The sequence below is a fragment of the Flavobacterium sp. CG_9.10 genome, assembly GCF_015752245.1.
Taxonomy (GTDB): Bacteria; Bacteroidota; Bacteroidia; order Flavobacteriales; family Flavobacteriaceae; genus Flavobacterium.
This window is the reverse complement of sequence record NZ_JADOVD010000001.1, coordinates 199,916-224,211: the sequence shown is the minus strand read 5'-3', so window position 1 is coordinate 224,211 and position 24,296 is coordinate 199,916. Positions and strand designations below refer to the sequence as shown.

29 protein-coding genes and 1 tRNA gene are annotated in these 24,296 nt (G+C 33.2%); 11 read left to right on the top strand and 19 right to left on the bottom strand.

The genetic code is table 11. The features are described 5' to 3' along the window. Positions 1 to 23 precede the first annotated feature (23 nt). Positions 24 to 362, top strand: a complete 339-nt coding sequence (locus tag IWX84_RS01025; protein WP_196848891.1) for a type II toxin-antitoxin system RelE/ParE family toxin — start codon at positions 24 to 26, stop codon at positions 360 to 362. Then, positions 344 to 658 (top strand): helix-turn-helix domain-containing protein, encoded by a 315-nt coding sequence (locus IWX84_RS01020; protein ID WP_196848890.1) that lies wholly within the window; start codon positions 344 to 346, stop codon positions 656 to 658. Before IWX84_RS01025 ends, IWX84_RS01020 begins: the two co-directional genes overlap by 19 nt. Before the next feature lie 81 nt (positions 659 to 739). On the opposite strand, the gene IWX84_RS01015 is transcribed toward IWX84_RS01020, so the two are convergent. From IWX84_RS01015 to IWX84_RS00970, 10 genes are all read right to left on the bottom strand, one after another. Continuing rightward, a complete protein-coding gene (locus tag IWX84_RS01015; RefSeq protein ID WP_196848889.1) occupies positions 740 to 1,150 on the bottom strand; it encodes a hypothetical protein in 411 nt (136 codons plus the stop codon). Positions 1,151 to 1,192: 42 nt separating this feature from the next. Next, positions 1,193 to 1,342 (bottom strand): KTSC domain-containing protein, encoded by a 150-nt coding sequence (locus tag IWX84_RS15525; RefSeq protein ID WP_410743747.1) that lies wholly within the window; start codon positions 1,340 to 1,342, stop codon positions 1,193 to 1,195. Positions 1,343 to 1,587: 245 nt separating this feature from the next. After that, positions 1,588 to 1,878: a hypothetical protein gene (locus IWX84_RS01005; RefSeq protein WP_196848887.1), complete on the bottom strand. Its 291-nt coding sequence runs from the start codon at positions 1,876 to 1,878 to the stop codon at positions 1,588 to 1,590. Between the two features lie 155 nt (positions 1,879 to 2,033). After that, positions 2,034 to 2,597 (bottom strand): hypothetical protein, encoded by a 564-nt coding sequence (locus tag IWX84_RS01000; protein WP_196848886.1) that lies wholly within the window; start codon positions 2,595 to 2,597, stop codon positions 2,034 to 2,036. Between the two features lie 23 nt (positions 2,598 to 2,620). Beyond that, positions 2,621 to 3,049 carry a hypothetical protein gene (locus tag IWX84_RS00995; RefSeq protein WP_196848885.1) on the bottom strand — a complete coding sequence of 143 codons (429 nt, stop codon included), beginning with the start codon at positions 3,047 to 3,049 and terminating at the stop codon, positions 2,621 to 2,623. A gap of 292 nt (positions 3,050 to 3,341) precedes the next feature. Continuing rightward, a complete protein-coding gene (locus IWX84_RS00990) occupies positions 3,342 to 4,409 on the bottom strand; it encodes a hypothetical protein (protein WP_196848884.1) in 1,068 nt (355 codons plus the stop codon). Between the two features lie 222 nt (positions 4,410 to 4,631). Then, positions 4,632 to 4,910 (bottom strand): helix-turn-helix domain-containing protein, encoded by a 279-nt coding sequence (locus IWX84_RS00985; RefSeq protein ID WP_196848883.1) that lies wholly within the window; start codon positions 4,908 to 4,910, stop codon positions 4,632 to 4,634. Between the two features lie 69 nt (positions 4,911 to 4,979). After that, the gene (locus IWX84_RS00980; protein WP_196848882.1) at positions 4,980 to 5,687 is read right to left on the bottom strand and encodes a hypothetical protein; all 708 of its coding nucleotides are present in this window, start codon (positions 5,685 to 5,687) and stop codon (positions 4,980 to 4,982) included. A gap of 15 nt (positions 5,688 to 5,702) precedes the next feature. Further along, complete coding sequence (locus IWX84_RS00975) at positions 5,703 to 6,812, bottom strand: tetratricopeptide repeat protein (protein WP_196848881.1); 1,110 nt, start codon at positions 6,810 to 6,812, stop codon at positions 5,703 to 5,705. 459 nt (positions 6,813 to 7,271) lie between these two features. Continuing rightward, positions 7,272 to 7,353: transfer RNA gene (locus IWX84_RS00970), tRNA-Leu, on the bottom strand. A gap of 106 nt (positions 7,354 to 7,459) precedes the next feature. Here IWX84_RS00970 and IWX84_RS00965 point away from each other — a divergent pair. From IWX84_RS00965 to IWX84_RS00950, 4 genes are all read left to right on the top strand, one after another. Next, positions 7,460 to 8,848 carry a dipeptidase gene (locus tag IWX84_RS00965; RefSeq protein WP_196848880.1) on the top strand — a complete coding sequence of 463 codons (1,389 nt, stop codon included), beginning with the start codon at positions 7,460 to 7,462 and terminating at the stop codon, positions 8,846 to 8,848. A 496-nt stretch (positions 8,849 to 9,344) separates the two neighbouring features. Beyond that, positions 9,345 to 9,647 (top strand): hypothetical protein, encoded by a 303-nt coding sequence (locus IWX84_RS00960; RefSeq protein WP_196848879.1) that lies wholly within the window; start codon positions 9,345 to 9,347, stop codon positions 9,645 to 9,647. An 11-nt stretch (positions 9,648 to 9,658) separates the two neighbouring features. Continuing rightward, positions 9,659 to 10,033, top strand: coding sequence for a BlaI/MecI/CopY family transcriptional regulator (locus IWX84_RS00955; RefSeq protein ID WP_196848878.1), 375 nt, complete (start codon positions 9,659 to 9,661; stop codon positions 10,031 to 10,033). Beyond that, complete coding sequence (locus tag IWX84_RS00950; protein WP_196848876.1) at positions 10,030 to 11,532, top strand: energy transducer TonB; 1,503 nt, start codon at positions 10,030 to 10,032, stop codon at positions 11,530 to 11,532. The genes IWX84_RS00955 and IWX84_RS00950 overlap by 4 nt, the downstream gene beginning before the upstream one ends. A gap of 64 nt (positions 11,533 to 11,596) precedes the next feature. On the opposite strand, the gene IWX84_RS00945 is transcribed toward IWX84_RS00950, so the two are convergent. After that, positions 11,597 to 12,967: a saccharopine dehydrogenase family protein gene (locus tag IWX84_RS00945; protein ID WP_196848875.1), complete on the bottom strand. Its 1,371-nt coding sequence runs from the start codon at positions 12,965 to 12,967 to the stop codon at positions 11,597 to 11,599. Positions 12,968 to 13,173: 206 nt separating this feature from the next. On the opposite strand from IWX84_RS00945, the gene IWX84_RS00940 reads away from it, so the two are divergent. The 3 genes from IWX84_RS00940 (at position 13,174) to IWX84_RS00930 (ending at position 16,493) form a co-directional block, all read left to right on the top strand. After that, positions 13,174 to 13,560: a DUF423 domain-containing protein gene (locus IWX84_RS00940; protein WP_196848873.1), complete on the top strand. Its 387-nt coding sequence runs from the start codon at positions 13,174 to 13,176 to the stop codon at positions 13,558 to 13,560. A gap of 80 nt (positions 13,561 to 13,640) precedes the next feature. After that, on the top strand, positions 13,641 to 15,242 hold the full coding sequence (gene pckA, locus IWX84_RS00935) for a phosphoenolpyruvate carboxykinase (ATP) (RefSeq protein ID WP_196848872.1): 1,602 nt from the start codon (positions 13,641 to 13,643) through the stop codon (positions 15,240 to 15,242). A gap of 150 nt (positions 15,243 to 15,392) precedes the next feature. Further along, the gene (locus IWX84_RS00930; protein ID WP_196848870.1) at positions 15,393 to 16,493 is read left to right on the top strand and encodes a DUF4407 domain-containing protein; all 1,101 of its coding nucleotides are present in this window, start codon (positions 15,393 to 15,395) and stop codon (positions 16,491 to 16,493) included. An 84-nt stretch (positions 16,494 to 16,577) separates the two neighbouring features. Here the strand turns inward: IWX84_RS00930 and IWX84_RS00925 are convergent, their stop codons facing one another. The 7 genes from IWX84_RS00925 to ruvC form a co-directional block, all read right to left on the bottom strand. Further along, positions 16,578 to 17,288, bottom strand: a complete 711-nt coding sequence (locus tag IWX84_RS00925; RefSeq protein WP_196848869.1) for a PH domain-containing protein — start codon at positions 17,286 to 17,288, stop codon at positions 16,578 to 16,580. Between the two features lie 67 nt (positions 17,289 to 17,355). Then, positions 17,356 to 17,727, bottom strand: a complete 372-nt coding sequence (locus IWX84_RS00920; protein ID WP_196848868.1) for an MmcQ/YjbR family DNA-binding protein — start codon at positions 17,725 to 17,727, stop codon at positions 17,356 to 17,358. A gap of 3 nt (positions 17,728 to 17,730) precedes the next feature. Then, positions 17,731 to 18,084: a DUF4260 domain-containing protein gene (locus tag IWX84_RS00915; protein ID WP_196848866.1), complete on the bottom strand. Its 354-nt coding sequence runs from the start codon at positions 18,082 to 18,084 to the stop codon at positions 17,731 to 17,733. Beyond that, positions 18,081 to 18,482, bottom strand: coding sequence for a GNAT family N-acetyltransferase (locus IWX84_RS00910; RefSeq protein WP_196848865.1), 402 nt, complete (start codon positions 18,480 to 18,482; stop codon positions 18,081 to 18,083). The genes IWX84_RS00915 and IWX84_RS00910 overlap by 4 nt, the downstream gene beginning before the upstream one ends. After that, a complete protein-coding gene (locus IWX84_RS00905; RefSeq protein ID WP_196848863.1) occupies positions 18,479 to 19,231 on the bottom strand; it encodes a cyclase family protein in 753 nt (250 codons plus the stop codon). Before IWX84_RS00905 ends, IWX84_RS00910 begins: the two co-directional genes overlap by 4 nt. A 92-nt stretch (positions 19,232 to 19,323) precedes the next feature. Further along, entirely contained in the window at positions 19,324 to 20,487 is a 1,164-nt protein-coding gene (gene hemW, locus IWX84_RS00900) for a radical SAM family heme chaperone HemW (RefSeq protein ID WP_196848862.1), read from the bottom strand. Between the two features lie 439 nt (positions 20,488 to 20,926). Next, entirely contained in the window at positions 20,927 to 21,481 is a 555-nt protein-coding gene (gene ruvC, locus IWX84_RS00895; protein ID WP_196848861.1) for a crossover junction endodeoxyribonuclease RuvC, read from the bottom strand. Positions 21,482 to 21,572: 91 nt separating this feature from the next. On the opposite strand from ruvC, the gene IWX84_RS00890 reads away from it, so the two are divergent. Further along, positions 21,573 to 22,559, top strand: coding sequence for a lysylphosphatidylglycerol synthase domain-containing protein (locus IWX84_RS00890; RefSeq protein WP_196848859.1), 987 nt, complete (start codon positions 21,573 to 21,575; stop codon positions 22,557 to 22,559). Further along, on the top strand, positions 22,559 to 23,656 hold the full coding sequence (locus IWX84_RS00885; protein ID WP_410743749.1) for a glycosyltransferase family 2 protein: 1,098 nt from the start codon (positions 22,559 to 22,561) through the stop codon (positions 23,654 to 23,656). Before IWX84_RS00890 ends, IWX84_RS00885 begins: the two co-directional genes overlap by 1 nt. Positions 23,657 to 23,795: 139 nt before the next feature. Here the strand turns inward: IWX84_RS00885 and IWX84_RS00880 are convergent, their stop codons facing one another. Continuing rightward, positions 23,796 to 24,272 (bottom strand): hypothetical protein, encoded by a 477-nt coding sequence (locus IWX84_RS00880; protein WP_196848856.1) that lies wholly within the window; start codon positions 24,270 to 24,272, stop codon positions 23,796 to 23,798. Positions 24,273 to 24,296: the final 24 nt, after the last annotated feature.

Genomic DNA, 24,296 nt, shown 5'->3' with positions numbered 1-24,296 from the left:
ATTACATTTGTAAACCATTTATAATGAGGACAATTTTTAAAACGCAGGAATTTTTAGAATTTTTAAACAATTCAGAAACCAATGTAATTGATAAAATAGATTATCTATTAGAAATTATAATAACGCAACCCGTTATTAATTCTAAAATAGCAAAGAAATTAATAAATACTGATTTCTACGAGGTGCGCGTTCAAGTTAATAACGAATATCGAATTATTGTTTTTGCAGTAGATCACGACAATATAACACAAAGCAGAAATATTTTGTTCCTGAATGGATTTATGAAAAAATCCACAAAGGACTATGACAAACAAATAAAAATAGCAATCAAAATTTTAGAAAAATGGCTAGACCAAAACTAGATTTAGAAAAAATAAAAAAAGAGTTGCCGACAGCTAATGATTATTTAAACGATAAATACGGCAAACAAGGCACGCCAGAAAGAGAGGTGTTTTCTAAAAACGCATTGTCTTTTTATTATGGTGAATTGATTAAAGAAAAACGAAAAGAAAAACACTTAACCCAACAACAACTAGCCGCCCAAATAGGCAAAGAACGAGCCTATATTGCCAAAATAGAACAAGGTAAAACCGATTTGCAAATTTCAAATTTTGTGCAAATAATTAACGCTCTTGGTTTAACACTACAGGTTAAGTAAAAGGTAATTGCAAAAGGTTTAACTTTAATCAAAAAGCCAAAACCCATTATTTTAAACTTACACTTTTTAGAAGAGTGTCTATTATATATTGTTGCCGTCTTGGTTTTTCAACCAAACTATCTTACTTGTAAATGGTGCCTTTTCGGTTTGGAGTTTATGTTGTTTTCGTACCTCTGTGAGTATATTAATTAAATCCAATTCTGAAAAATTAATAAAAGCTCCTCTTTTAAAAAGTACCTCCATTAATGTTTTGGCTTCTAAACGATATGTTTTTTCTAGTTTTTTATAAACATATGCAAATTTTATTATTTTCGCATCTACTGGTATGTTGAGGCTTTTATAGATTACAACCAAATCTTCATCGATAATAATTATTCCCTCCGAAACATTCAAATCTATTTCATCCGAAATATCTCCAAAATGAAGCAACATTTGTTCGTTATCAAATGTTTCGTTTTCTGTTTTATCGATTTGATTTTTTATTAGTATCATTGTTATTCTAAGTAAGTGCCAAATTGAATGTTGCCAACTTTTTTAATCTAATTTCAAGCGGTAGTTTCCTCTTATATTTCGGCTATAAAAACTGCCTTTTGAATCTGCCTTTTTGAAACTTTCCCAAACTTCATTGGGCATATCTTGATGAACATAAGCTCTACTGCCGGTTTTTATGACAAGGAAACCCAACAAACCATCACAACTAAAATATTTTGCCGAACTTATCCATAAACTATTTGAAACGTCGGCGTCGTCGGAGACTTTAAAAGTTGAGTTTAAAACAATTTCTTTTGCTTGATGTGGTTTCTAAAACTGATTGGCAATTCTTTACAGTTATTGCCACCGCAAGCAGTAATTGTTAATAAAATTAAAAACACCAATAAGAAAATTATTTTTTTCATTTAAATTGGTCTAAAATTTACTGTCAAAGAAACTTAATCATCTTGTTTTTTTATTAGGCCCGGTATTAGGAATAAAATAATTAGTGAAGAACCCGTAATAGCCCCGTAATAAAAACCCAGCTCTTTATTAAAAGCTACTTTTTTATTTACATACGCGCCTCTTTCATTGTATTCATCATATCTCTTCTTTGATATTTCAAAACTGCCGGCCACACTTCTCATAGAATAGGTTATTGTTTTATTGCTCTCCAGATTCCCTGAAACGGTTCCTACTAATACACCTGTAGCAATAGACAAAATTATTTTTACAATTAATTTGTACATTTTTACAATGTTTTTTTCTTTTATTTTTTGCCTTAAAGACTTTTTTTAAGATAGGTTTTTCAACCACTCCCGCATTTCTTCTGTTGTTGTCATATTACCAATATTACTTTTAACGTTTTAAATAACAATTTCTTATAAAGATGTTTATAAGAATTCTATTTAGTCTTTTTTTCAAATCTACGTTTGGAGCGTTCAAATGCGGTTTGCTCCCAAGTTGCATCAAAATTTTTCCAAAAAAGCCTAATTTTATATGTGGGTCCGTTACTCCATATCAATACATCAATGTCATCATAACGAATGTAAATATTGTTAATATCTGAATTTTTATTCAAAAACTTTATATGATTGTCGATTGATTCCTGCATTTTATTTAAAAAATCCATTGCTTTATCTTTATCAAAATACTTAAAATCGTATCCTTGATAGACAACTCCTGTGGGATTCCAGTAACTTCCATAAAAGCCAAGGACTAAACCTTCTTTTTGTTGGGCTTCACATTTAAATAAAAGCGTTGTTAATTCTCCCGAATTTGCTGCCGCAAGTGGCACTGCTTCAAATTCAACAACTTCATTTGATGATCCTATTATTTCGGTGAAAACGAATTTTTTTGCCTTGTACAAAGTTTCATCTTTGCTATATTCTTTTGCTTGATAATTTTGTGAGTACATTGCGGATGAGTACAACATATAAAGAACCAGAGAGTAAATAATTTTTGTCATAAAATAATTTTTATAATTTCTTTTTAATTATTTGGATAGTATACCATATTTCCTGAATAGTTCTTTTTATAAGTGCCTAAAACATTTCCATATTTATCTTTTTTAACAATATTTCCCGAGTAGTCTTTAGATAAAGTATATAAAACGTTCCCATATTGGTCTTTCACAACTTCATTTCCACTGTAATCAGTTGATTGCGTAGTTTGTTTATTCCCATATTTGTCTTTTGTAACTGTATTTCCAGAATAATCCTTAGATTCGGTATTTATTACGTTACCATATTTATCTTTCCACACGATGTTTCCCGCATAGTTGGTTGACGCAGTGGCTATAACATTGCCATATTCATCTTTTGCAACTGTGTTCCCTGAGTAATCTTTAGAGTATGTTATTTTTTGTCCATAACTAGCAAGGCAAAGCAACATTACAATTCCCAACATTGATTTTTTCATAATTTATGTTTTAGTTTGTATCAAATAACGAATTTTATTCTCCTATAAACAATACCCACTTTTAGTGATATTTTATATTTAAAGTAGGCAGTAAGTTAAACTGTTGAGAGGAATAGAATTAAACTAGTTTTATTCTTTGATTACTATTTTCATTCCTGATATTGTGTATAATCTCCTTTACTTGTGCATCGAAGTCGACGGACGACCAAGGCAGCGACAGATAATGTCTTTTCATTTATTTAAAGGTTTTCTTTTTGAAGTGGTCTTTTTTCTTTTATGTGCAAGTACTCTGCTATTTTTCGTCTTCGTCGGAATACGATGTGAAGTGTAAAGGATTAGAAACCATAACGGAATATTTACCATTCGTTCGGATATCTAACATATCAATATTAGAAATGTAAAAGGAAATTTCATTGTGAATTGATTTGATTGTTTCAATATCTCGCTTCAAATTGATATAAAAAGCTAAGTTTTTACGTAAAATCCCAGTTTCATTGGATAATTTACGAATGCTACTGTTGTGGCACCTCAAATTGCGCACTATAATTATACGCATATTATACTGCACAAATTCGGGTACCATTTTTTTATGAGTCTCTAAAAAAGCTTTTGCAGTTCTTAAATTAGTTGTTCCAAGACTTGCGTTATTGAACTTGTCTATTAAATCACTTACATAAATGCTGGACTCTTTACGGTATATTCCTAAACGTCTTCTATCTATGAATTTAACTTCGTCGATCGCTTCTCCTACTAAATTTTTAATTGCGTACAGTTGCGACCATGTTTTATATTTCAGCTTAGCCTCTCGAAGTTGTTTTAGAAATTCATAATTATCAATTTTCGAATCTGAATTAAAAATATAGTTCCTGTTTTTTAAGTAGATTAGAGCCTCGTTTATTGGCAAAGCTTCATAGGATTCAATCCTATCAATTAACTCGTTTAAATCAAATTTATATGCGCCACTCGACTGAATATTTAGTAAAACCATTGCGGTTAATTGAGTATAATCATCATCTAAATTCAAATATCTTAAAACTAAAAATAATCGTTTAACATTGCATAAAAATTCTGCTTCTGTGTAATATTTATTGATATCAAATTGAGAATCCATTACTTGAAAATCATTTTTATAAATGATAAAATTATTTGTTTTTTTATTTATTCCGGAAGGATTGCTATGTTTGTATTTCGCTCCTGTAATTTCTGAAAAGTTGAAAGGAAAGCAACTTTGATAAAAGTTTGAGATGCGATTTTCGATTATTTCAAAACAGTAGCTTTTTGCAATGGTTTCTATAAAGAGGGGATTTACCACTACATTGCAGAGGTTTAAATCCGTGGCTAAAATATCTGTGTTATTCATCAATTGACTATCTTTGTATAAGTTTCTACATTGCCTGTTGAAACAAGCGTTTGAACGACGTATTTGAAAGCGCAACCTGAACAGTTGCGCTTTTTTAATACCTTAATTTTCGGGATGTTGTTGTATCTCGTAATTTGGAAATTCTTGCGTCTCATAGTCAGGATGCAATTGTGGCTCGAAATCTCCTTCGCTTTTTGGCATGTTGTCTGTTAAACCCATAAATTAAACATTTAAGGGAATAAGACTTGCCTCAACTTCGGAACGTAAAAAATATACTCTTCCCGAAATTCCTAATGGATTTAATTTGCCTGTTCGTTGCCAATTTGAGATTGTCGAAATGTCAACATCAAACATATCTGCCACGTGTCTGCGTGTCAAATACTCGTTTGGTTGTTTTGGTTTGAAGTTTTTTAGAAAGTCTTCTAAAATGATTTTTACCCCTGCGTTAATTTCACTTTGTAGTTGGTCTGGGGTTGTCGAAATAAATTGTACTGTTTGCATTTGTGAAGTGTTTTTTGTTTCACAAATATTCAATACGTTTCAATTCCGATTTATGGTCGTTTTTTCCGATTAATCAGTTACGGTAGGGAAGTGTCTATTTTTAATGGAATAATATCTTGTTGGTCTCATTCCTTTGTCTGCTTTTGAACTGAAAGTCTCTTTGTCAAAAAAGTCATTATGTGTTTTTTCCGTTATGAATTTATTTTCTAATAGCCAATTCATAAATGATTTATGACGATAATTTGATTTTATTAAGTTTTCTTCTTTACTCTTCATTTTTTGAAAAATAAAACTATAATCTAAATAGTAATCTGTTACTTCAATTGCAAAATCGTTAAAAACATTAAATGCCTTATCATCATCGCCATTAAATATTTCAGGAAAAGGGTTTGTGTTTTGTGCTGTGGTTACTTTTTGTGCAGGTTGAGGTAACCTATTTTTTCTAATTATTAAATCTTCAATTCCATTCAGATAACCTTGTCTTTTTCTGCTTAATTTTTTTCGCTCTACTTCTAATTGGTGTAAAATGTATTCTTTATAGTTTGGGGATGTTTTTTGTAAAGATGAGTGTTTACTTTCAATGATTTGAATCAACTCAGTATCAATTAGCACAGGTATGCCTTCTATTATTTTTTCGTTTTTTAGTATTTCAGAATTTATAAAGTCTAACTCTGTTGCTCCTTCGTCTACTCTTAAAAATCGTTTTAAATTATAATTATAATTAAATTCGCTATTATCATTAAGATACCTGTCTGGGTCGTAATCTAAAAATTCCATAGTTTAGTGATCTTATTAATTACAATTATTTTTTATTTCTGTGTATGCATATTCATATCCTAATTCTCCTGCTTTACTTAAGTCTAAACACCCACTATTTTTTTGTTTTAATTTTATTTTCACAAGTCCTCTCCTGAAATAAGCTGAAGCGTCCTTAGGATCAATTTCTATTGCTTTGGTATAATCTAAAATTGCTCCTTGAAAGTCTTTTAAATCTTCTTTTGCAGATCCTCTTAAGTAATAAGCTCCATAACTAGCATACAGTAATATTGATTTATTATAATCTGTTATCGCTCCGCGATAATCCTGCAAGTTATACTTGGCAAATCCCCTATTTTTAAATATATTGTTATTATTTGAATCAATTTCTATTGCTTTGTTATAATCCTCAATTGCTCCACGATAATCTTCTAACTCACTTTTTGCTCTTCCTCGATTAGAATACGCATATAAATCATCGGGATTAATTTCTATTGCTTTACTGTAATCTGCAATTGCCCCGCGATAGTCTTGTAAGTTGGCTTTTGCAGCTCCTCTATTGTCATAGATATCTGCATCGCTAGGGTCTGTTTCTATTGCCTTGTTATAATCTGAAATTGCCCCGCGATAGTCTTTTAGGTACAGTTTTACTTTTCCTCTATTGGAATAATATAGATAATTAGGATCTATATCTAATGCTTTAGTATAATCTAAAATTGCTCCTTGATAATCTTTTAAATATTCTTTCGCAACTCCTCTATTAGCATACGAGAATGATTCATTAGGGTCAATTTCTATTGCTTTTGTATGATCTGCTAATGCTCCTTGATAGTCTTGTATGTTGACTTTAGCATTTCCCCTATTGGAATATACATATGATTCATTTGGATCTATTGCTATTGCTGTTGTAAAATCACCAATTGCCCCTCGATAATCTTGTAGGTTAGCTTTCGCATTTCCCCTACTTGTATACACTCTTGAGTAGTTAGGATTAATTTCTAATGCTTTTGTGTACTCTAATATTGCTCCATTATAATCTTGCAAACTGTCTTTTAAAAAACCCCTTTTGTAATAGTCATTGCTCGTCTGACTGTAACCATTTGTAATTATATAAAAAGCAAAGAGAACAAAAAATATCTTTTTCATTGTATTTATTTTTAAGAGAGTAAATTAGATAAAGCAGGTTATATATAAGAATCCCCCTTGTTTTAAATGAAAGGAAACGCTTCTTATTTCAATGGGTGGGTCTGTTTTTTGGTTTTTTTATTGCAAATCTTTTGACTTTCTGTCTTCCTAACAGACAGCCTACCAAGGTGGTATTTGTAGGCAAATCAAATGTAATCTTTTTTAACCGATTAACAAAAGAAAGGAATTAAAGGCGTCAATTACAATTTATAATCAACTTTTACTACATGGTTTCACCGTTACTCCTAAATAAATTCCATTTATAAGTTTAGGTGTTGTCTAAATTCATTAAATATAATTTAGTAGAAAAAAGAATCTAACTCGAAAGCGGTTTTTTTAATGAGTTTTAGAAATTACTGACTAAATACTGACTAGATTAAAAATAAAAAACCCTTAACACGTTAAATGTTAAGGGTTTAGTGCGGATAATAGGACTCGAACCTACACGCCTTGCGGCACCAGATCCTAAGTCTGGCATGTCTACCAATTTCACCATATCCGCGCAATTGTGGGTGCAAATATAAACATATCTTCCAACTTTCAAAGCAATTTATTGAAAAAATATTTATTCTATTTTTTGTACTTTTGAAACTATAAAATTTAAATCCATGGAAAATATAAAATCGTATGTTCAACAACATAAAGATCGTTTCATTACCGAATTAATCGAATTATTAAAAATCCCATCCGTTAGTGCTGACACGGCTTATTCTCAAGATGTTATCGATTCGGCCGCAGCTGTAAAAGCCAGTCTGGAAAAAGCAGGATGCGATTTTGTTGAAATTTGCGATACTCCGGGATATCCAATTGTGTATGGTGAAAAAATTATTGATCCAACCTTGCCTACGGTGTTAGTTTACGGTCATTATGACGTTCAACCTGCAGATCCAATCGAACTTTGGACTTCTCCACCATTCGAACCTGTCATTAAAAAAACAGATATTCATCCCGAAGGCGCCATTTTTGCTCGCGGTGCTTGTGATGATAAAGGCCAAATGTACATGCATGTAAAAGCATTAGAATATATGGTCCAAAGCAATACCTTGCCTTGCAACGTAAAATTCATGATTGAAGGCGAAGAAGAAGTGGGTTCTAAGAGTTTGAGTTGGTTTGTGGAACGCAACCAAGAAAAGCTGAAAAACGATGTGATTTTAATTTCTGACACCGGAATGATTTCAAATCAACAACCATCCATCACTACAGGATTACGTGGATTAAGTTATGTAGAAGTAGAAGTTACGGGACCAAACCGTGATTTACATTCTGGACTATATGGCGGAGCCGTTGCCAATCCGATAAATGTTCTGGCAAAAATGATTGCTTCGCTTCACGACGAAGACAATCACATTACCATTCCTGGCTTTTATGATAATGTTCAAGAATTATCTCTTGAAGAAAGAGCCGAAATGGCAAAAGCCCCTTTCAAATTAGAAGACTATAAAAAAGCACTAGAGTTAAACGATATTTATGGTGAAAAAGGCTATTTAACCAACGAAAGAAACTCCATACGTCCAACACTTGATGTCAATGGAATTTGGGGTGGATACACTGGAGAAGGTGCTAAAACAGTTATTGCAAGCAAAGCTTTCGCTAAAATTTCGATGCGTTTAGTTCCAAATCAAGATTGGGAACAAATCACCGAATTATTCACTAAACATTTCCTCAGTATTGCTCCTGCAGGCGTTACCGTAAAAGTAAAACCGCATCACGGCGGACAAGGTTACGTGACTCCAATTGACAGCATTGGATACAAAGCGGCGAACATGGCCTATACAGAAACCTTTGGTGTGCCTGCCATTCCTGTTCGTTCAGGGGGAAGTATTCCTATTGTTGCCTTATTCGAAAAAGAACTGAAAAGTAAAACTATTTTGATGGGATTTGGTTTGGATAGCGATGCGATTCACTCGCCAAATGAACATTTCGGAATTTTCAATTATTTGAAAGGAATCGAAACTATCCCATTGTTTTATAAATATTTCGTAGAACTTTCGAAATAATATTTCTCATTCCGTCCGTTCGAGTTTTTTTGAGAAGAGCAACGGAACAAAAAAGTATCGAGAACCCTTTTCAAAATAAATAATCCGTTCCTTCTACATAGAGTGAACGGATTTTTTTTGGGCGTTACCTCGTTTCAGAAATATCTCGTTCAATAAAAACTTCTGTTTAGAAACAAGGTCGGGCTATTCGCTCTATCTTTTGTTCCAATTTTATTTGCTTCGCTAGCCCTTTCTATTGTCACAAAAGGATGCCGCTGCTATCCCTAACGCGCTAACTAAGAAATAAATACTTCCAAATCAAAATCTTTAAAAAAAATTTGTTTTTTAAAGATTTTGCTCTACATTTGTAGAACAATGTTTTAATTTGTAGAATATGAAAATGCAAAATCTTTATAAAATTGTCCTCCTTATAATATGTATAAGCCTAACTAGCTGTAAAGTCAATCAAACTAAAAATGGATTCAAAACGGGTAAATGGATTCAAACGAAAAAATTCATGAATATCGAATCCACTGCAACAGGAAGATACAAAAAAGGAAATAAGATTGGAACTTGGAAAGAGTTCATGAGCGATAGATTACTTTCAAAAGAAAAATATAAAAAAAACAGTTGCCATATAATCAAATATCACAATACTGGACAAATTCAACAAATAGGTGTTTCAAACAAAGCCATGATAAATTCAAAGATAGAATGGCTACCCACAGGAGAATGGAAATTTTATGACTCCGAAGGGATTTTACTCGGAACCAAGATCTATGAAAAAGGTATACCAATTCAAGAAATTTATACAAAATAAAAAAAATAAATATGCTACAACTAACTAACTCCGAAGAACAACTGATGGAACATCTTTGGCAACTAGAAAAAGCTTTCATGAAGGATTTGCTCGAAGCATTCCCGGATCCAAAACCCAAAACCACAACCGTTGCCACACTTTTAAAAAGAATGATTGACAAAAAATTCGTTGCCTACAATGAATTTGGAAACTCTCGGGAATATTATCCTTTGGTCAAAAAAACGGATTATTTCTCGAAACACGTCAACGGATTGATTAGTAATTTCTTTAATAATTCGGCATCACAATTTGCTTCTTTCTTTACCACCGAAACCAATTTGTCAGAAAGAGAATTGGAAGAACTCAGAAAAATAATAGATAGTGAAATTCAAAAAAAGAAAAAATGATAGACTTTCTAATTAAATTAACCATTACCTTATTCGTATTACTGGCAGTGTATTATTTGTTTTTGGAAAAAGAAAAAATGCACCTATTCAACAGGTTTTACTTGTTGTTCAGTCTAGTATTTTCATTTGTAGTTCCGTTCATTACAATAGAAGTGATTCAGGAAATAGCGAAAAGTACAGCTGTTCCTGCAAACATTCAAGTACTACAGGGAAGCACACAAATAGTTGAAGAAACAAACTATTTACCCATAGCATTATGGAGTTTGTATGCTTTAGTAACACTGATTTTGGCAATCCGTTTTATTAGCAACGTCATCAAGATTTCGGCAAAAATGAAGTCGAATTCACCAATTGCTTATAAAAACGCCAAATTGATTTTGGTGCCTGAAAAAACACTGCCGCATACTTTCCTCAACTCTATTTTCATCAACGAAACGGATTATAATAATCGAAATATTGAAGCGGAATTATATACCCATGAATTGACGCATGTTACTCAAAAACACACTTTAGACATTTTGTTTATAGAAATCATCAAAACGATATTTTGGTTCAACCCTATTTTTATTTTTTACAAGAAAGCTATACAGCTCAATCACGAATTTCTTGCTGATGAGAAAGTAGTCACATCCTATAAAAACGTTCCGTTTTACCAATCTTTATTACTATCGAAAGCAAACGAGAACCAACCTTTTTACCTGGCCAGTAATTTGAATTATTTAATAACTAAAAAACGATTACTTATGATGACAAAAACCACCTCCACAACGAGAGCATTAGTAAAGAAGGGACTTCTAATTCCTTTATTGACTGTATTAGTATTTTCACTCTGCACAAAAGTAGTAGCTCAAGAAAAAAAAGTAGTAAAGGCTGAGCAGACGAAGACTCAACTTACCGGAATGGAAAAGTATTTTGAAAATACCATTTTCAAAATCAAGGATAAAAATGGAACAATTGTATCCGAAAAAAAATTCAACGAGCTTACCGATCTAGAGAAAAAAAATGTTCCGCCTCCTCCACCTCCAGCAACAAGTAAGCAGGATAAAAATCTCAAAGAAGCAAAAGGACCAACGTCAGTTGAATTGAGTATTTATAACAAAGGAGATGACAAGGCTTACAAAGTACAGGACGCTAAAACGGTCTCCCCTGAAAAAGTAAGGACTAATCAAAGTCAAACTGTTTACGATATCGCTGGACTAACAGAAAAACCAGAATTTCCGGGCGGGATAGTTGAATTCTATAAATTTGTAGGCGAAAATTTCCAAATTTCTAAAGAAGCGTCAGCTAACAAAATAAAAGGAAAAGTATACATCACTTTCATAGTAGAAAAAGACGGGAGCATAACAGATACAAAAATCTTAAGAGACATTGGCTTTAACACAGGCGAAGAAGCAGAAAGAGTGATACGCTTGAGCCCAAAATGGATTCCCGGTAAAATGAATGAGGAACCAGTTAGAACCATGTATAGTTTACCTATAACCGTTCAAACGGCTAAATAGATTTTAAAACAACAAATCCGCTTCATTACGAAGCGGATTCATTGAACTACAAATCTAAAAACTATTAACTAAAATTTTTTATCGGGTTATAACCCAAATATGGCATGGCTTGTTCTTTGAAAACAACGCCATATTCTTCTAATTCTTTCAAAATAGGCACATACACTTCTTTACGAATAGGAAGTTGTACGCCTGGGGTTGTAATCTTACCATTTAAAATCAGCAATGTTGCCATGGCAACCGGCAAACCCACTGTTTTTGCCATTGCAGTATACGTTTGGTCTTCGCCAATACAGACCATTTTGGAGTCGATTTGTCTTTTCACACCATCTAATTCATATCCAAATTTATGGTACATCACAATCATATCTTTATCATCGGGCTGTAACGTCCAACTATCACTCAATATTTTTTCCAGTATTTGTGCTGGAGTAGCGTTTTTAAGTCCCACAATTTTTTTGGAGTTGAATAAATCCAGCTCCACTAATTTATCCCACATAATATCGTCCTGATCAATTTTGAGAATCAAACGCACTTTTATTTCAACGGAATCCGTAGGATGATACGGCAAGAAGGAATTTACGAATTTACGATAGCTCATGTGCTCGGAATCTTCCATAACATAACTGTCATCCGTCATTCCCAATTGCACAAACATATTCCAAGCTTTGGAAAATCCTACCCGACGAATTGTACCTCTATATAAAGTAAGTACATCATCTAACCTATAAACACTTCTGTATTTTAAGGAATCTCTATTGGAATACGCTTCAAATCTACCATAGTCTTCTACTTCAAGAAATTCAGTTCTTCTAAATAGATTACAATACGGTATGTATTTATAAGCTCCTTCCTGAATAAACTTGGCAGCACCGCCTTGTCCAGCAAGAACAACGTTACGAGGCGCCCAGGTAAATTTATAATTCCAAAGATTTGTATCAGATTCTGGCGCAACTAGACCACCACAAAAGGATTCAAACAAAAGCATTTTCCCTCCTTTATCACCAATTTCATCAATAATTTTCATGGCGCTCATGTGATCTATTCCAGGATCCAAACCAATCTCATTCATGAAAATAAGATTATTTTCTTTGGCAGCTGCATCTAATTCTTGCATGGCATCACTCACATAGGAAGCCGTAACCATGCTCTTTTTATAAACAATACAATCTCTGGCAACCTCAATATGCAAATGCGCAGGCAACATCGAGATAACAATATCTGCTTTTTGAATCGCTTCTTTCCTTTGATTTTCATCAAAAATATTTAGGTCAATAGGAGTCGCATTGGGGTGATTATTGGTTTTCTTTTGGGCTAATGTCATCGATAAGTCACCAATAATGAGGTGTAAATTCTCTTTTTCAGATTTACTTAGAAGATATTGAATCAACGATGACGCTGATCTTCCTGCCCCAATGATAAGTATTGTTCTCATTTTTCTATAATTATAACACAAACATACAAAATTGTTGTATTTATAACAAATAGCAAACATTAAAACTTAATTTTTTTTCTAAAAAAGAAAAAGTAACACTAAAAAAAGAAAATATAGCAATCAAACTCCAAAAAAAGTATCAACCAATATTCTTTCAATTTAGATAGCAATGAGATACTTTTGCAATTAAAATAGAACAAAAAAAAATGGACAAAAAAATAATTTCAACCGGAGCAATTTTTGGAATGATAGCAATAATTCTAGGTGCTTTTGGCGCACATGCCCTAAAAAAAGTACTGTCTGTAGAGCAACTTTCCACTTTTGAGACTGGAGTACGCTATCAAATGTACCATGCGCTATTTTTATTATTTATTGGACTAATGACAGACTTGTCTCAAAAAACGAAGAAAACTATCTATAATTTGGTGCTTTTTGGTGTTATTTTATTCTCAGGATCTATTTATTTATTGGCCACAAATACACTTACTTCTTTTGATTTTAAAGCGATTGGTTTTGTGACTCCAATCGGTGGACTCTTATTAATACTGGCTTGGGGGATATTATTTATTAATATAATCAAGAAAAAACAATAAAACCACGATAATTAAATCCTATCTAAAATATAAGTTCTACTTTTGCAGTCGATAAATTAAACTTCACAATACATAATTTTATGAATAATAACACACCGTTTACGCAATCGATTTCGCTAGAAGACATAGGAATTGAAAACGCAAAGATTCATTACCAATTATCAGCCAACGAATTACACGAAAAGACAATTGCATTAGGTCAAGGAATTGAAATTTCGAACGGCGCTTTAGCAGTTAACACTGGCGAATATACTGGACGCTCTCCTCAGGATCGATTTATTGTCAAAGACAGCATTACTGAGAACCAAGTTTGGTGGGGAAAAGTAAACATTCCGTTTGAACCTAAAGCATTTGATGCTTTATATAAAAAAGTTACGGATTATTTATCAAATAAGGAAGTTTACGTAAGAGATTCTTATGTATGTGCTGATCCTAATTACAGATTAAATGTTAGAGTGGTTACAGAAACTCCTTGGGCAAATTTATTCTGTTTCAATATGTTTTTGAGACCTGAATTAGAAGAACTTGAAAAATTTACAGCAGAATGGACTTTGCTATGTGTTCCTAGTTTCATGGCAGATCCTGCCGTTGACGGAACCCGTCAAAGTAACTTTGCTATTTTAGATTTCACTAAAAAAATAGTTCTGATTGGTGGAACTGGATATACCGGGGAAATGAAAAAAGGAATTTTTTCTGCTTTGAATTTCATTTTACCTGTTTTCAAAAATACATTACCTATGCACTGTAGTGCTAATGTAGGTGAAAAAGGAGATACAGCTATTTTCTTTGGATTATCAGGAACCGGAAAAACAACTTTATCTGCAGATCCAAACAGAAAATTAATTGGAGACGATGAACACGGTTGGACTAATGAAAATACCGTTTTCAATTTTGAAGGAGGTTGTTATGCAAAAGTCATCAATCTTTCCGAAGAAAATGAACCAGATATCTTTAGAGCCATAAAAAAAGGCGCAATTTTAGAGAATGTAATTATAAACAATGACACGAATGAAGTTGATTATGAGGACGTTTCAATCACACAAAACACCCGCGTAAGTTATCCTATTTACCATATTGATAATATCCAACCCGGTTCTATTGGGAAAAATCCTAAAAATATATTTTTCTTAACTGCCGATTCTTTCGGGATATTACCTCCTATTTCGAGACTAACTCCTGGACAAGCGGCTTATCACTTTATTTCAGGATACACGGCAAAAGTGGCAGGAACAGAAGCTGGTATTACGGAGCCTCAACCTAATTTTTCTGCTTGTTTTGGCGCACCGTTTATGCCTTTGCATCCAACAAAATACGCTGAAATGCTAAGCAAAAAAATAAAAGACGCTAATGTAAAAGTTTGGTTAATCAATACCGGATGGACTGGTGGACCTTACGGAACAGGAAGCAGAATGAAACTAAAATACACTCGTGCAATGATTACTGCTGCGTTAAACGGAGAATTGGATGATGTGGACTATGAAAATCACGAAGTTTTTGGAATTGCAAAACCACAATCTTGCCCAAATGTACCAACTGAAATATTAAATCCAAGAAATACTTGGGAAGATCCTGAGTTGTATGATATAAAAGCGGTCGAATTAGCTCAAAAATTTAAAGCCAATTTCGCCAAGTTTGAAGAGTTTGCTAATGCCGAAATTATGGCAGGAGCTCCCTTAGCTTAAGTTAATTTTAATTCAAAAACAAAAAGAGCTGTTCGTAATGAACAGCTCTTTTTATATAGTAGAAAAAGCTAATTAAAATCATATCAACTATTTATACCATTATTTGTTTTTTGGCGTTAAATTTGCAAGCATCAATCAAAATCATCAATCATGTTAAAACATTTTTTCATCCTTTGTTCCGGAGCCGACAAAGAACTCCTTGAAGGCTGTTCCGAAGGCGAACAAACCAAATATGTTGGTATTGGCGCCACTGTTTTTTTTACTGCCGTTATGGCTTTTATTGCAAGTGCGTATGCCTTGTTTACCGTTTTTGACAGTATCTATCCCGCTTTACTTTTTGGATTGGTTTGGAGTTTACTCATCTTTAATTTGGATCGTTTTATCGTTTCCACTATTCGAAAAAGAGACAAGTTCGGAAGTGAATTTCTACAAGCAACTCCCCGAATTATTTTGGCAGTTATCATTGCCATTGTGATTTCTAAACCATTAGAAATTAAAATTTTCGAAAAAGAAATTAACACCGTTTTATTGAAAGAAAAAAACGCAATGGCTTTGAACAACAAAAAAGAAATTGCCAGTTATTTCAAATCGGATTTAGATAAAAACAAAACCGAAATCGATAGCTTAAAATCGGATATTACTAAGAAAGAAAAGGAAGTGAATACGCTTTATGAAACTTACATTACAGAAGCAGAAGGTACAAAAGGCACTATGAAATTGGGGAAAGGTCCCGTATTTAAAGAAAAAATTGCCAAACATAGCTTGGCTACTGCCGAACTCGATACTATTAGAAAAAACAACTTGGCAAAAATTGCCGAAAAGGAGAAAAAATCTAAAACGCTACAAGCTGATTTAGATAAAAAAGTAACCGAAACCCAACCGATCATTGATGGTTTTGACGGTTTAATGGCGCGAATAAACGCATTAGACAAATTGCCATGGATTCCTTCATTCTTCATCATGTTGCTGTTTTTAGCCATTGAAACTTCCCCAATAATTGCCAAACTTTTATCTCCAAAAGGCGAATATGATTATAAACTGGAAGATCTAGAAACAGCGCTGAAAGCAACTTTGGAACAAGATAAATACCAAAGAGGCTTGTTAGTAAAAACAAGTGCTGCTATGCACGATAAAGTCTATCAAGACATTGCTCAAGACAAGAATTTATATGACTTGCAACGCAAGAAAGCGACGGAATTACTGGAATTGCAAGCACATAACTTTGTAGAAAAGCAGAAGAAAACACTTTAGTTTTTAAGTTAAAAAGTCGAAAGTCTTAAAGTCAGGATACGAGTTCCTTCTTTAAGACTTTCAACTTTACGCCTTTCGACTATTTTACATATGACTCAAAATCTCTTTTTTGAAAACATCATATTCGCCTTGCAAAATCAATCCATTATCCAATAATCTTTTATAATTCTGTAATTTTTCAAAAAGTTCATCTTGTGACAAATTGCTTAAGCCGATTTCCTTTTGATTTTCAACAGGAGGACTGAACTCTTCGGGTTCCATATTAAAAGGCGGAGGTGAAATTGGCATTATTTCAGAGAAACTAGTAACTTCTTCGGTTTCCATTTCTTCAACAAAATCTTCGTCTAAAATCACAGCATCTGAAATTCCTTCAACAGTTGGTTGATGTGTAATTGTTCCACTTTTTAAAATATCCAATTGTTCTTTGGCATAAGTGAAAATTTTTCTTGCTTGAATTTTTGGAATATAATCAATCGAAACTTGCATATCCGTTTTGGTGGAAAACGAAAATTCAGAGCCTAAAATATTTTCTTTAACAAAAGTTCCTTCAATTTGATCCCAAGTATAATCCGTAAAATCCATAGAAAGTCCTAGGTTTTTAGGCTGACAAATAATAATTCGCTTGTTTGTCAATACAATACTATCCGGAAAAACGGTCAATGCAGGTTTTTTCTGAACAGCGATATAACCAATTTCTTCGTTCTTCATCAATAAATCATACAATTTTGAAGTGAGTTTTTCAATGGCTTTCGGATCTTGTTCTTCGTTCAGGAATTTTTTAAGTTGTTCTTTCATTTTTATGCTGAATTTATTTCAGTATCTGTTTATTATTTATGTTCAAAATGCATCGCAAAAGTAATGCCTAATTTTCTAATTCAATAATTTCGATTTGCAATTTCTTTGTTAAACTTTTGAAAACCAATTCATAGGAATCATCAATCAATTTTATGACAAAACAATCCGAAAGGTCTTTATTTATATTTACGGTATTCCAATGAATTTTACTCATATGAAAACCTGGTTTAATATCATCGTATTGCGCCCTCAATTCTTCTGCTTTATCTGGGTCGCATTTCAAATTAACCGATGGTTCGCCTTTTTCCCATTGACTTAAAGATGACAAAGCAAACATTTTTCTTCCCACTTTAAAAACTAAGGTATCTTCATCAAAAGGAAAATGTTCCGTCACTCCTTTTTTAGAAAGGCAGTATTCGTAGTAGGTTTCTAGGTTCATTATTTACTGTTTTCCAATTAATCCCAAATGTGTGTATTTAAAACCTTTTTCATATTTCAATCCATAACCCAGCATTCTATCTAACGACGAATGAGCAAATAGAATTACTCCAGCCAGCTGAATTTCATTCTGATGAAAGTATATTCCAATTAAATAGATGATTATAGCAATTCCTCTATGATGGAATATATTGTAGCTGAATGCACCTATTTTATTTCCAAAAACATAGCCAACCATAGAAAAGTCCGGTGCTAAAATCAACGTGAAAAACCACCACCAAGGATAATTTAAAATACTAAAAAAATAAATCCCAAGTAACAACAATCCCAATTCTTCCAGTTTAATAATTGTTTTCATTCGATAATTTTTTCCATTAATTTTTCGGGATTCGCTAAATGCTTGAAACCAAATTTTTGATATAAAAAATGCGCATCAGACGTGGCAAGCCTCCAAATTTTTACCTTTTTTAGCATCGGCTCACTCATCATATTTTTGATCAAAATTGAAGAATATCCTTTCCCGCGATGTTCCTCTGTAATAAATACATCCATTAAATAAGCAAAAACCACATAATCTGTAATAACACGTGCAAATCCGATTTGCTTGTTATCGAGGTAAATTCCAAAACAAAAAGAATGATCGATAGTAGTTTGCACTTCTTCAATGGTTCGTCCAGCGGCCCAATAAATATCCTTCAAAAAATGTTGGATAAACGGAATATCGAGCTTATTTTTATCGGTTGAAACGGTAATCATATTTTATACAAAATTGGTTTACTCGGACTCGCATCATTCTCAAACGAAGCAATTTGCAAGTTCAACAAATAACTACCGTCTTGCACTTCATTCGAAACAAAAATCATTTCAGTAATAGTTGCTTCCAATCTTGCATCTTCATTCAAATTGTTTACGTCTTTTACATTCCAAAATGCTTTGTGCGCCAATAATTTTCCTTGATCATGTTCTTTATCCACACTTGGCAAATCAATCAGCAAATGTTGTATTTTGCTTTCGCAAATGAACCGCGCAGCAGCTTCATCCAGATAAGGCGGATTGGTATTCGAATATTTTAAATGTTTTTTTGATTCTAAATTGGGCAACGTTCTAATAATTATTGCTTCTGGGGTTTTTCCATTCAAGGCTTTTTCAATCTGAATTTTAGTAATCACCCGATCTACTCCGTGCATTTCCGGTTCTACCGAAACCAATTCTGCTAAGAAGAAAAACTGTTTCAACGATTGATTTATGCTGTAAAACTCCCGTGTAATGTGGCCCAGACATTCCGTGTGCGTCCCGTGACCGTGCGGATTAAAGAAAATATTATTGAAATTAGTGGAAGCTCCTTTTTTCACGCTTCCAATCCAATTGTCAAAAACTACGGGTTCAATTATCGGTTTATCAATATACCAAGCAATTGGATTTTCATCTGTATTCGTTAATGGAATCGAAATATCAATAGGTTTTGATAGGTCTACTTGATATTTATTATCGATAATTGCTAGCATAATTATTTAACCACAAAGGGCATTAAGATTATCACCAAGATCACAAAGCATAGTGGAGTTTGTGCCATCTTTGCGTACTTAGTGGTTATATTTTATTCCAAATTTAAATAAAATAAATCCGATGCAATTCCATCCGTCAAAAACTTTCCTTTTTTGGTGGTTTTTAAAATGTTATTTTCAATGGAAAGCAAATTGTCATTCAAAAACTTCTGACTTTGTTTAAGCAGATAATCCAAAAATTCCCTTCCAAATTCCTTTTCGATTCTATCTAACGAAACGCCCCAAATCGTTCGCAACCCCGTCATAATATATTCGTTATATCGATCCGCAATCGAAAGAATTTCTTTTTCGTTAGGCAACTTATCTTCTTGAATGGATTTTAAATAAAGAGAATTGTTAGAAACATTCCAACTTCGGGAAACGCCATCATAACTGTGTGCCGAAGGACCAATTCCAATATATTTTTTTCCTAACCAATACGCCGAATTATTTTTGGAGAAATAATTCTCCTTCCCGAAATTCGACAATTCATAATGAATGAAATCATTGGCTTCGAGCGTTTCCACCAAAATAGCAAAATGTTCTTGGGCAACTTCATCTTTAGGAGCAGCAATTTTTCCCGTCTGAATCAGTTTATTCAAAGCTGTTTTTGGTTCCACCGTCAAAGCATAACTAGAAATGTGCGGAATCCCATAAGACAGAGCGATTTCGATATTTTGCTTCCATTTCTCATTGCTCATTTGCTGCGCCTGTTCGCCATTCTGGCTCGAGTCCGGAATTCCGTAAATCAAATCAAGGGAAATATTGTCGAAATATTGAGTCGCTATTTCTAACGATTTTTTGGCTTCTGCCGAATTATGCGCGCGATTCATCATTTTCAAATCGTCTTCAAAAAACGACTGAATTCCAATACTCAAACGATTTATTTTACTTTTTGACAATTCAATTATTCGTTCACTTGACAAATCATCAGGATTCGCTTCAATCGTGATTTCAGGATTTTCTGAAACAGAATAGCTATTATAAACTGCAGCAATCAGAAAATTAATCTCTTCAGAAGTTAAAACCGAAGGCGTTCCTCCTCCAAAATAAATGGTCTCAACTTGTTCGTTTTCAAACTCACTTTTGCGCATTTCAATTTCTTTGGCAATAGCCAAAACCATCTCTTCTTTCTTCTTCATCGAAGTCGAAAAATGAAAGTCGCAGTAGTGACATGCCTGCTTGCAAAAAGGGATATGGATGTAGATTCCTGACATAAATTAGCTTTAACTTAATTTGATTATTAAAACCATCGGTAACAGTATACTTAATAACATAAAAACAAACCCAAAAAATTTATCAGCAAAAAGACTTACATCTCCTGAATAAAATAATTCTCGTTGTGGAATTTTTGGATCTCTTCTCTTTCTTGCCCAAAAAGGAATTAACATTAACCTGTAAAGCAATAACGAATATATGGGACAAAACCACAATAATATAAAGTTTGGCGAAGTGCTTTTATCATTGCTCATTTCAAAAAAAGATAGGATCGAAATTAAAATAGCGAAACTAAATATTATTAAAAATGGCATTCTCTCTCTCAATACTTTCCTACTAATTATAAAAATTAATGGAATAAACAATAAACCAATAAATGAGAACTCTTTAAACATTATTACGAGATTTTTTATAAGTATTATAATTACAAAATGAAAACTATTTTTTAACTCGTTCTTCGTTTTGTTTTACAAAAGCATCCCAACCGGTATAACTTTTGGTGCCAGTCACTTTTCCTGAATTGAAAAAATGACAAACTGCTGCTGCCAAACCATCCGTGCTATCAAGATTTTTAGGTAATTCTTTCAGTCCTAAAAGTTGCTGCAGCATTTTAGCGACTTGTTCTTTACTGGCATTTCCGTTTCCGGTAATCGCCATTTTTATCTTCTTGGGTTCGTATTCAGTAATAGGAATATCTCTCGAAAGTCCCGCTGCCATGGCCACACCTTGTGCTCGTCCTAACTTCAACATCGATTGCACATTTTTACCAAAGAAAGGTGCTTCAATCGCAATTTCATCTGGATGGTGTGTATCGATTAACTCAATGGTACGCTCAAAAATGATTTTCAGTTTTTGATAATGATTGTCATATTTGGACAATTGTAATTCATTCAATTGCAAAAACTCCATTTTTTTGTTGACAATTTTTATCAATCCAAAACCCATAATTGTTGTTCCGGGGTCAATTCCTAATATGATGCGTTCGTTTGCCAAGTTGATTTGTTTCAGGTTTAAAGTTTCAGGTTTAAAAGTTTATTCGTTATTTTACACCTTAATTATTCCCCATTCGGGGGCTAGGGGACTTATGATTACAATTCCACACAAAACTAAACAATTCCTCGTTCTTATAATCAAAATTTTGATTGTGGGCGGTGCCTTTTATTTTATTTACAATCAACTTGCCAATAACGACAAGCTCGATTGGCAGAAATTCCTTGTTTTGTTCCAGAAAAACCAATCAACTGGGGGAATCGCCTTTATTTTATTTTTCAGTTTTTTGAATCGATTTTTTGAAATCTTGAAATGGCAAAATTTGGTTCATTTTATCCATAAAATATCTATCGGCGAAGCCACTAAACAAGTTCTTGGCGCATTGACTGCCGGACTATTTACACCTAATGGTGTAGGAGAATATGCCGGAAAAGCTTTGTTTTTTGAAAAAAAAGACACTAAAAATATCCTTTTTTTAAACCTGATTTGCAACGGAATCCAAATGATTTTGACCGTTATTTTTGGAGTTTTCGGCTTATTGTATTTCAATGCAAAGTACAATGTGATTACTACAAAAACCGTGGCATTGCTATTTGGAATGCTATTACTCCTATTCGTTGTTTTATTTTTGGTTAAAAAAATCGCAATCAAAGGCTATTCTATCGAAAAACTAATTATTAAGATTAATGAAATTCCAAAATCAATTCATCAAAAAAATATCTTTTTGGGAGTTTGTCGCTATCTGGTTTTTTCACACCAATATTATTTCTTGTTTTTGGCTTTCGATGTTCATTTCCCTTATTTAATTATGATGTCGTGTATTTCGAGTGTATATTTCTTAGCGTCTTCCTTGCCTACTTTTCAGTTTCTAGACTTTGCTGTGAAGGGAAGTGTAGCCGTTTATTTTTTCGGGATTCTAGGCATAAATGAATGGATTGTAATTTTTATTTCGACGTTAATGTGGTTTCTCAATGTGGTTTTACCAGTACTTATTGGGAGTTATTATGTGTTGAATTTTAAAAGCCCCCTAACCCCCAAAGAGGGAATCACAAAGGAGATTAATTTAACTCCTAAAGAATGATTACCTTAATTTTAAGTGCGATTGTAATAGTTTATCTTTTTACTATTTGCTTTTTGATTTATGGCTTCACCAAAGTAAATACTGTTGATTACATTGGCTTAAAGCCAATAAATAAATTCTCGATTATTGTTCCTTTTCGGAATGAGGCCGAAAATTTGCCTATTTTGTTAGATAGTTTATCCAAGTTAAATTATCCGATGGAATTGTTTGAAGTTATTTTGGTGGATGATTTTTCCCAAGAAGAGTTTAAAGTTCAAAGTTTAAAGTTTAAAGTTTCGGTCATAAAGAACATTCGGGTTTCTAACTCCCCTAAGAAAGATGCGATTGTGACCGCGATGCAAATCGTAAAAACGGACTGGATCATTACTACCGATGCAGATTGTCAGGTCAATAAGAACTGGTTACTGACATTGGATAATTACATTCAGCTTCACAATACTTCGATGATTGCAGGAGCTGTGACTTATGATTGCAAAAGTTCGTTTCTGCATCATTTCCAGCAATTGGATTTGGCGAGTTTACAAGGCGCTACTATCGGGAGTTTTGGTTTGCGAAAAGGATTTATGTGCAATGGCGCGAACTTCGCTTATACCAAATCATTATTTTTATCACTAAATGGTTTCGAGGGAAATAACAAAATTACAAGTGGCGATGACGTTTTCCTACTACAAAAAGCAATTTCACGTTTTCCGGAAAAAGTACATTATTTGAAATCTGAAAACACTATCGTAACTACAAAACCTTTGAATGACTGGAAATCTTTGTTTTATCAAAGAGTCCGTTGGGCTTCAAAAACGAGTTCGTATGAAAGTAGTTTTGGAAAAGCTTTAGGTTTAGTCGTGTTTGGAGGGAATTTGAGTTTGATTTTAGCTGTTTTTTTATGGATTGCAGGTTATGTTACTTTGCATAACGTCTTTTTCTTATGGCTGTCAAAATTTGTTATTGACACTATTTTGATCCAAAAGTCCCATTTATTTTTGACCAAAAAAAGAATGCGCTATTTAATTATGAGCAGTTTTTTCTATCCGTTTTTCAGCGTAAGCGTCGCTTTATATTCGCTATTTGGGAAATATGAATGGAAAGGGAGACGATTCTAGATTTTTTATTTCAGATGTATGCAGAACGATACCTCTTGTTTTCACAAATGCCCTCGCCCAGATGGAAACGGCATCCTTTTTCTTTTTGATTAAAAAAGAAAAAGATATAGTGAACAGCTGGAAATAGCTCCTAGAAAAACTATTCCACTTTAAGAATAACGGGAAGTATAAACTGCGTTTTTACTGGAATTCCACGTTTGATGGCTGGATTTACTTTTGGAAAATCGACCAAACGCGCCTGAAGAATGCTATCGATTTTTACCTTATCGTACGCCACCGAATCTTTAGGAAATTGCGGTTCGAATTTGATCGTGGAATTAGGAAAAACAGTGACTTTCACCTGAATGGTATCCAATTCCGGATAGCGAACGGATAGCGTATCTACGCTCAATTTTTGCTGAATAAGCTGGGTTAAAACCTCAAAAAAACATTGTTGACGCTGTGTTTTATTATCTATTTTTTCACAATCTGCCACCGATGGGTATTCGTCGACTTCTTTCCAATTGATTGTTTTCAATTCCTTACGCAACAATTCCTTTTCTGAAGGAACTTGCTTGTCGAAATATTGACAGGAATTGAAAAGTATAAGTGTTAATAAAAGGTAATATTGCTTCAAGATTAAGATTTTGAATGGGACTAA

Coding starts and splice junctions, on each gene's coding strand:
- IWX84_RS01025 (WP_196848891.1), top strand. CDS start 24: ATGAGGACAATTTTTAAAACGCAGGAATTTTTAGAATTTTTAAACAAT.
- IWX84_RS01020 (WP_196848890.1), top strand. CDS start 344: ATGGCTAGACCAAAACTAGATTTAGAAAAAATAAAAAAAGAGTTGCCG.
- IWX84_RS01015 (WP_196848889.1), bottom strand. CDS start 1,150: ATGATACTAATAAAAAATCAAATCGATAAAACAGAAAACGAAACATTT.
- IWX84_RS01005 (WP_196848887.1), bottom strand. CDS start 1,878: ATGTACAAATTAATTGTAAAAATAATTTTGTCTATTGCTACAGGTGTA.
- IWX84_RS01000 (WP_196848886.1), bottom strand. CDS start 2,597: ATGACAAAAATTATTTACTCTCTGGTTCTTTATATGTTGTACTCATCC.
- IWX84_RS00995 (WP_196848885.1), bottom strand. CDS start 3,049: ATGAAAAAATCAATGTTGGGAATTGTAATGTTGCTTTGCCTTGCTAGT.
- IWX84_RS00990 (WP_196848884.1), bottom strand. CDS start 4,409: ATGAATAACACAGATATTTTAGCCACGGATTTAAACCTCTGCAATGTA.
- IWX84_RS00985 (WP_196848883.1), bottom strand. CDS start 4,910: ATGCAAACAGTACAATTTATTTCGACAACCCCAGACCAACTACAAAGT.
- IWX84_RS00980 (WP_196848882.1), bottom strand. CDS start 5,687: ATGGAATTTTTAGATTACGACCCAGACAGGTATCTTAATGATAATAGC.
- IWX84_RS00975 (WP_196848881.1), bottom strand. CDS start 6,812: ATGAAAAAGATATTTTTTGTTCTCTTTGCTTTTTATATAATTACAAAT.
- IWX84_RS00965 (WP_196848880.1), top strand. CDS start 7,460: ATGGAAAATATAAAATCGTATGTTCAACAACATAAAGATCGTTTCATT.
- IWX84_RS00960 (WP_196848879.1), top strand. CDS start 9,345: ATGAATATCGAATCCACTGCAACAGGAAGATACAAAAAAGGAAATAAG.
- IWX84_RS00955 (WP_196848878.1), top strand. CDS start 9,659: ATGCTACAACTAACTAACTCCGAAGAACAACTGATGGAACATCTTTGG.
- IWX84_RS00950 (WP_196848876.1), top strand. CDS start 10,030: ATGATAGACTTTCTAATTAAATTAACCATTACCTTATTCGTATTACTG.
- IWX84_RS00945 (WP_196848875.1), bottom strand. CDS start 12,967: ATGAGAACAATACTTATCATTGGGGCAGGAAGATCAGCGTCATCGTTG.
- IWX84_RS00940 (WP_196848873.1), top strand. CDS start 13,174: ATGGACAAAAAAATAATTTCAACCGGAGCAATTTTTGGAATGATAGCA.
- pckA (WP_196848872.1), top strand. CDS start 13,641: ATGAATAATAACACACCGTTTACGCAATCGATTTCGCTAGAAGACATA.
- IWX84_RS00930 (WP_196848870.1), top strand. CDS start 15,393: ATGTTAAAACATTTTTTCATCCTTTGTTCCGGAGCCGACAAAGAACTC.
- IWX84_RS00925 (WP_196848869.1), bottom strand. CDS start 17,288: ATGAAAGAACAACTTAAAAAATTCCTGAACGAAGAACAAGATCCGAAA.
- IWX84_RS00920 (WP_196848868.1), bottom strand. CDS start 17,727: ATGAACCTAGAAACCTACTACGAATACTGCCTTTCTAAAAAAGGAGTG.
- IWX84_RS00915 (WP_196848866.1), bottom strand. CDS start 18,084: ATGAAAACAATTATTAAACTGGAAGAATTGGGATTGTTGTTACTTGGG.
- IWX84_RS00910 (WP_196848865.1), bottom strand. CDS start 18,482: ATGATTACCGTTTCAACCGATAAAAATAAGCTCGATATTCCGTTTATC.
- IWX84_RS00905 (WP_196848863.1), bottom strand. CDS start 19,231: ATGCTAGCAATTATCGATAATAAATATCAAGTAGACCTATCAAAACCT.
- hemW (WP_196848862.1), bottom strand. CDS start 20,487: ATGTCAGGAATCTACATCCATATCCCTTTTTGCAAGCAGGCATGTCAC.
- IWX84_RS00890 (WP_196848859.1), top strand. CDS start 21,573: ATGATTACAATTCCACACAAAACTAAACAATTCCTCGTTCTTATAATC.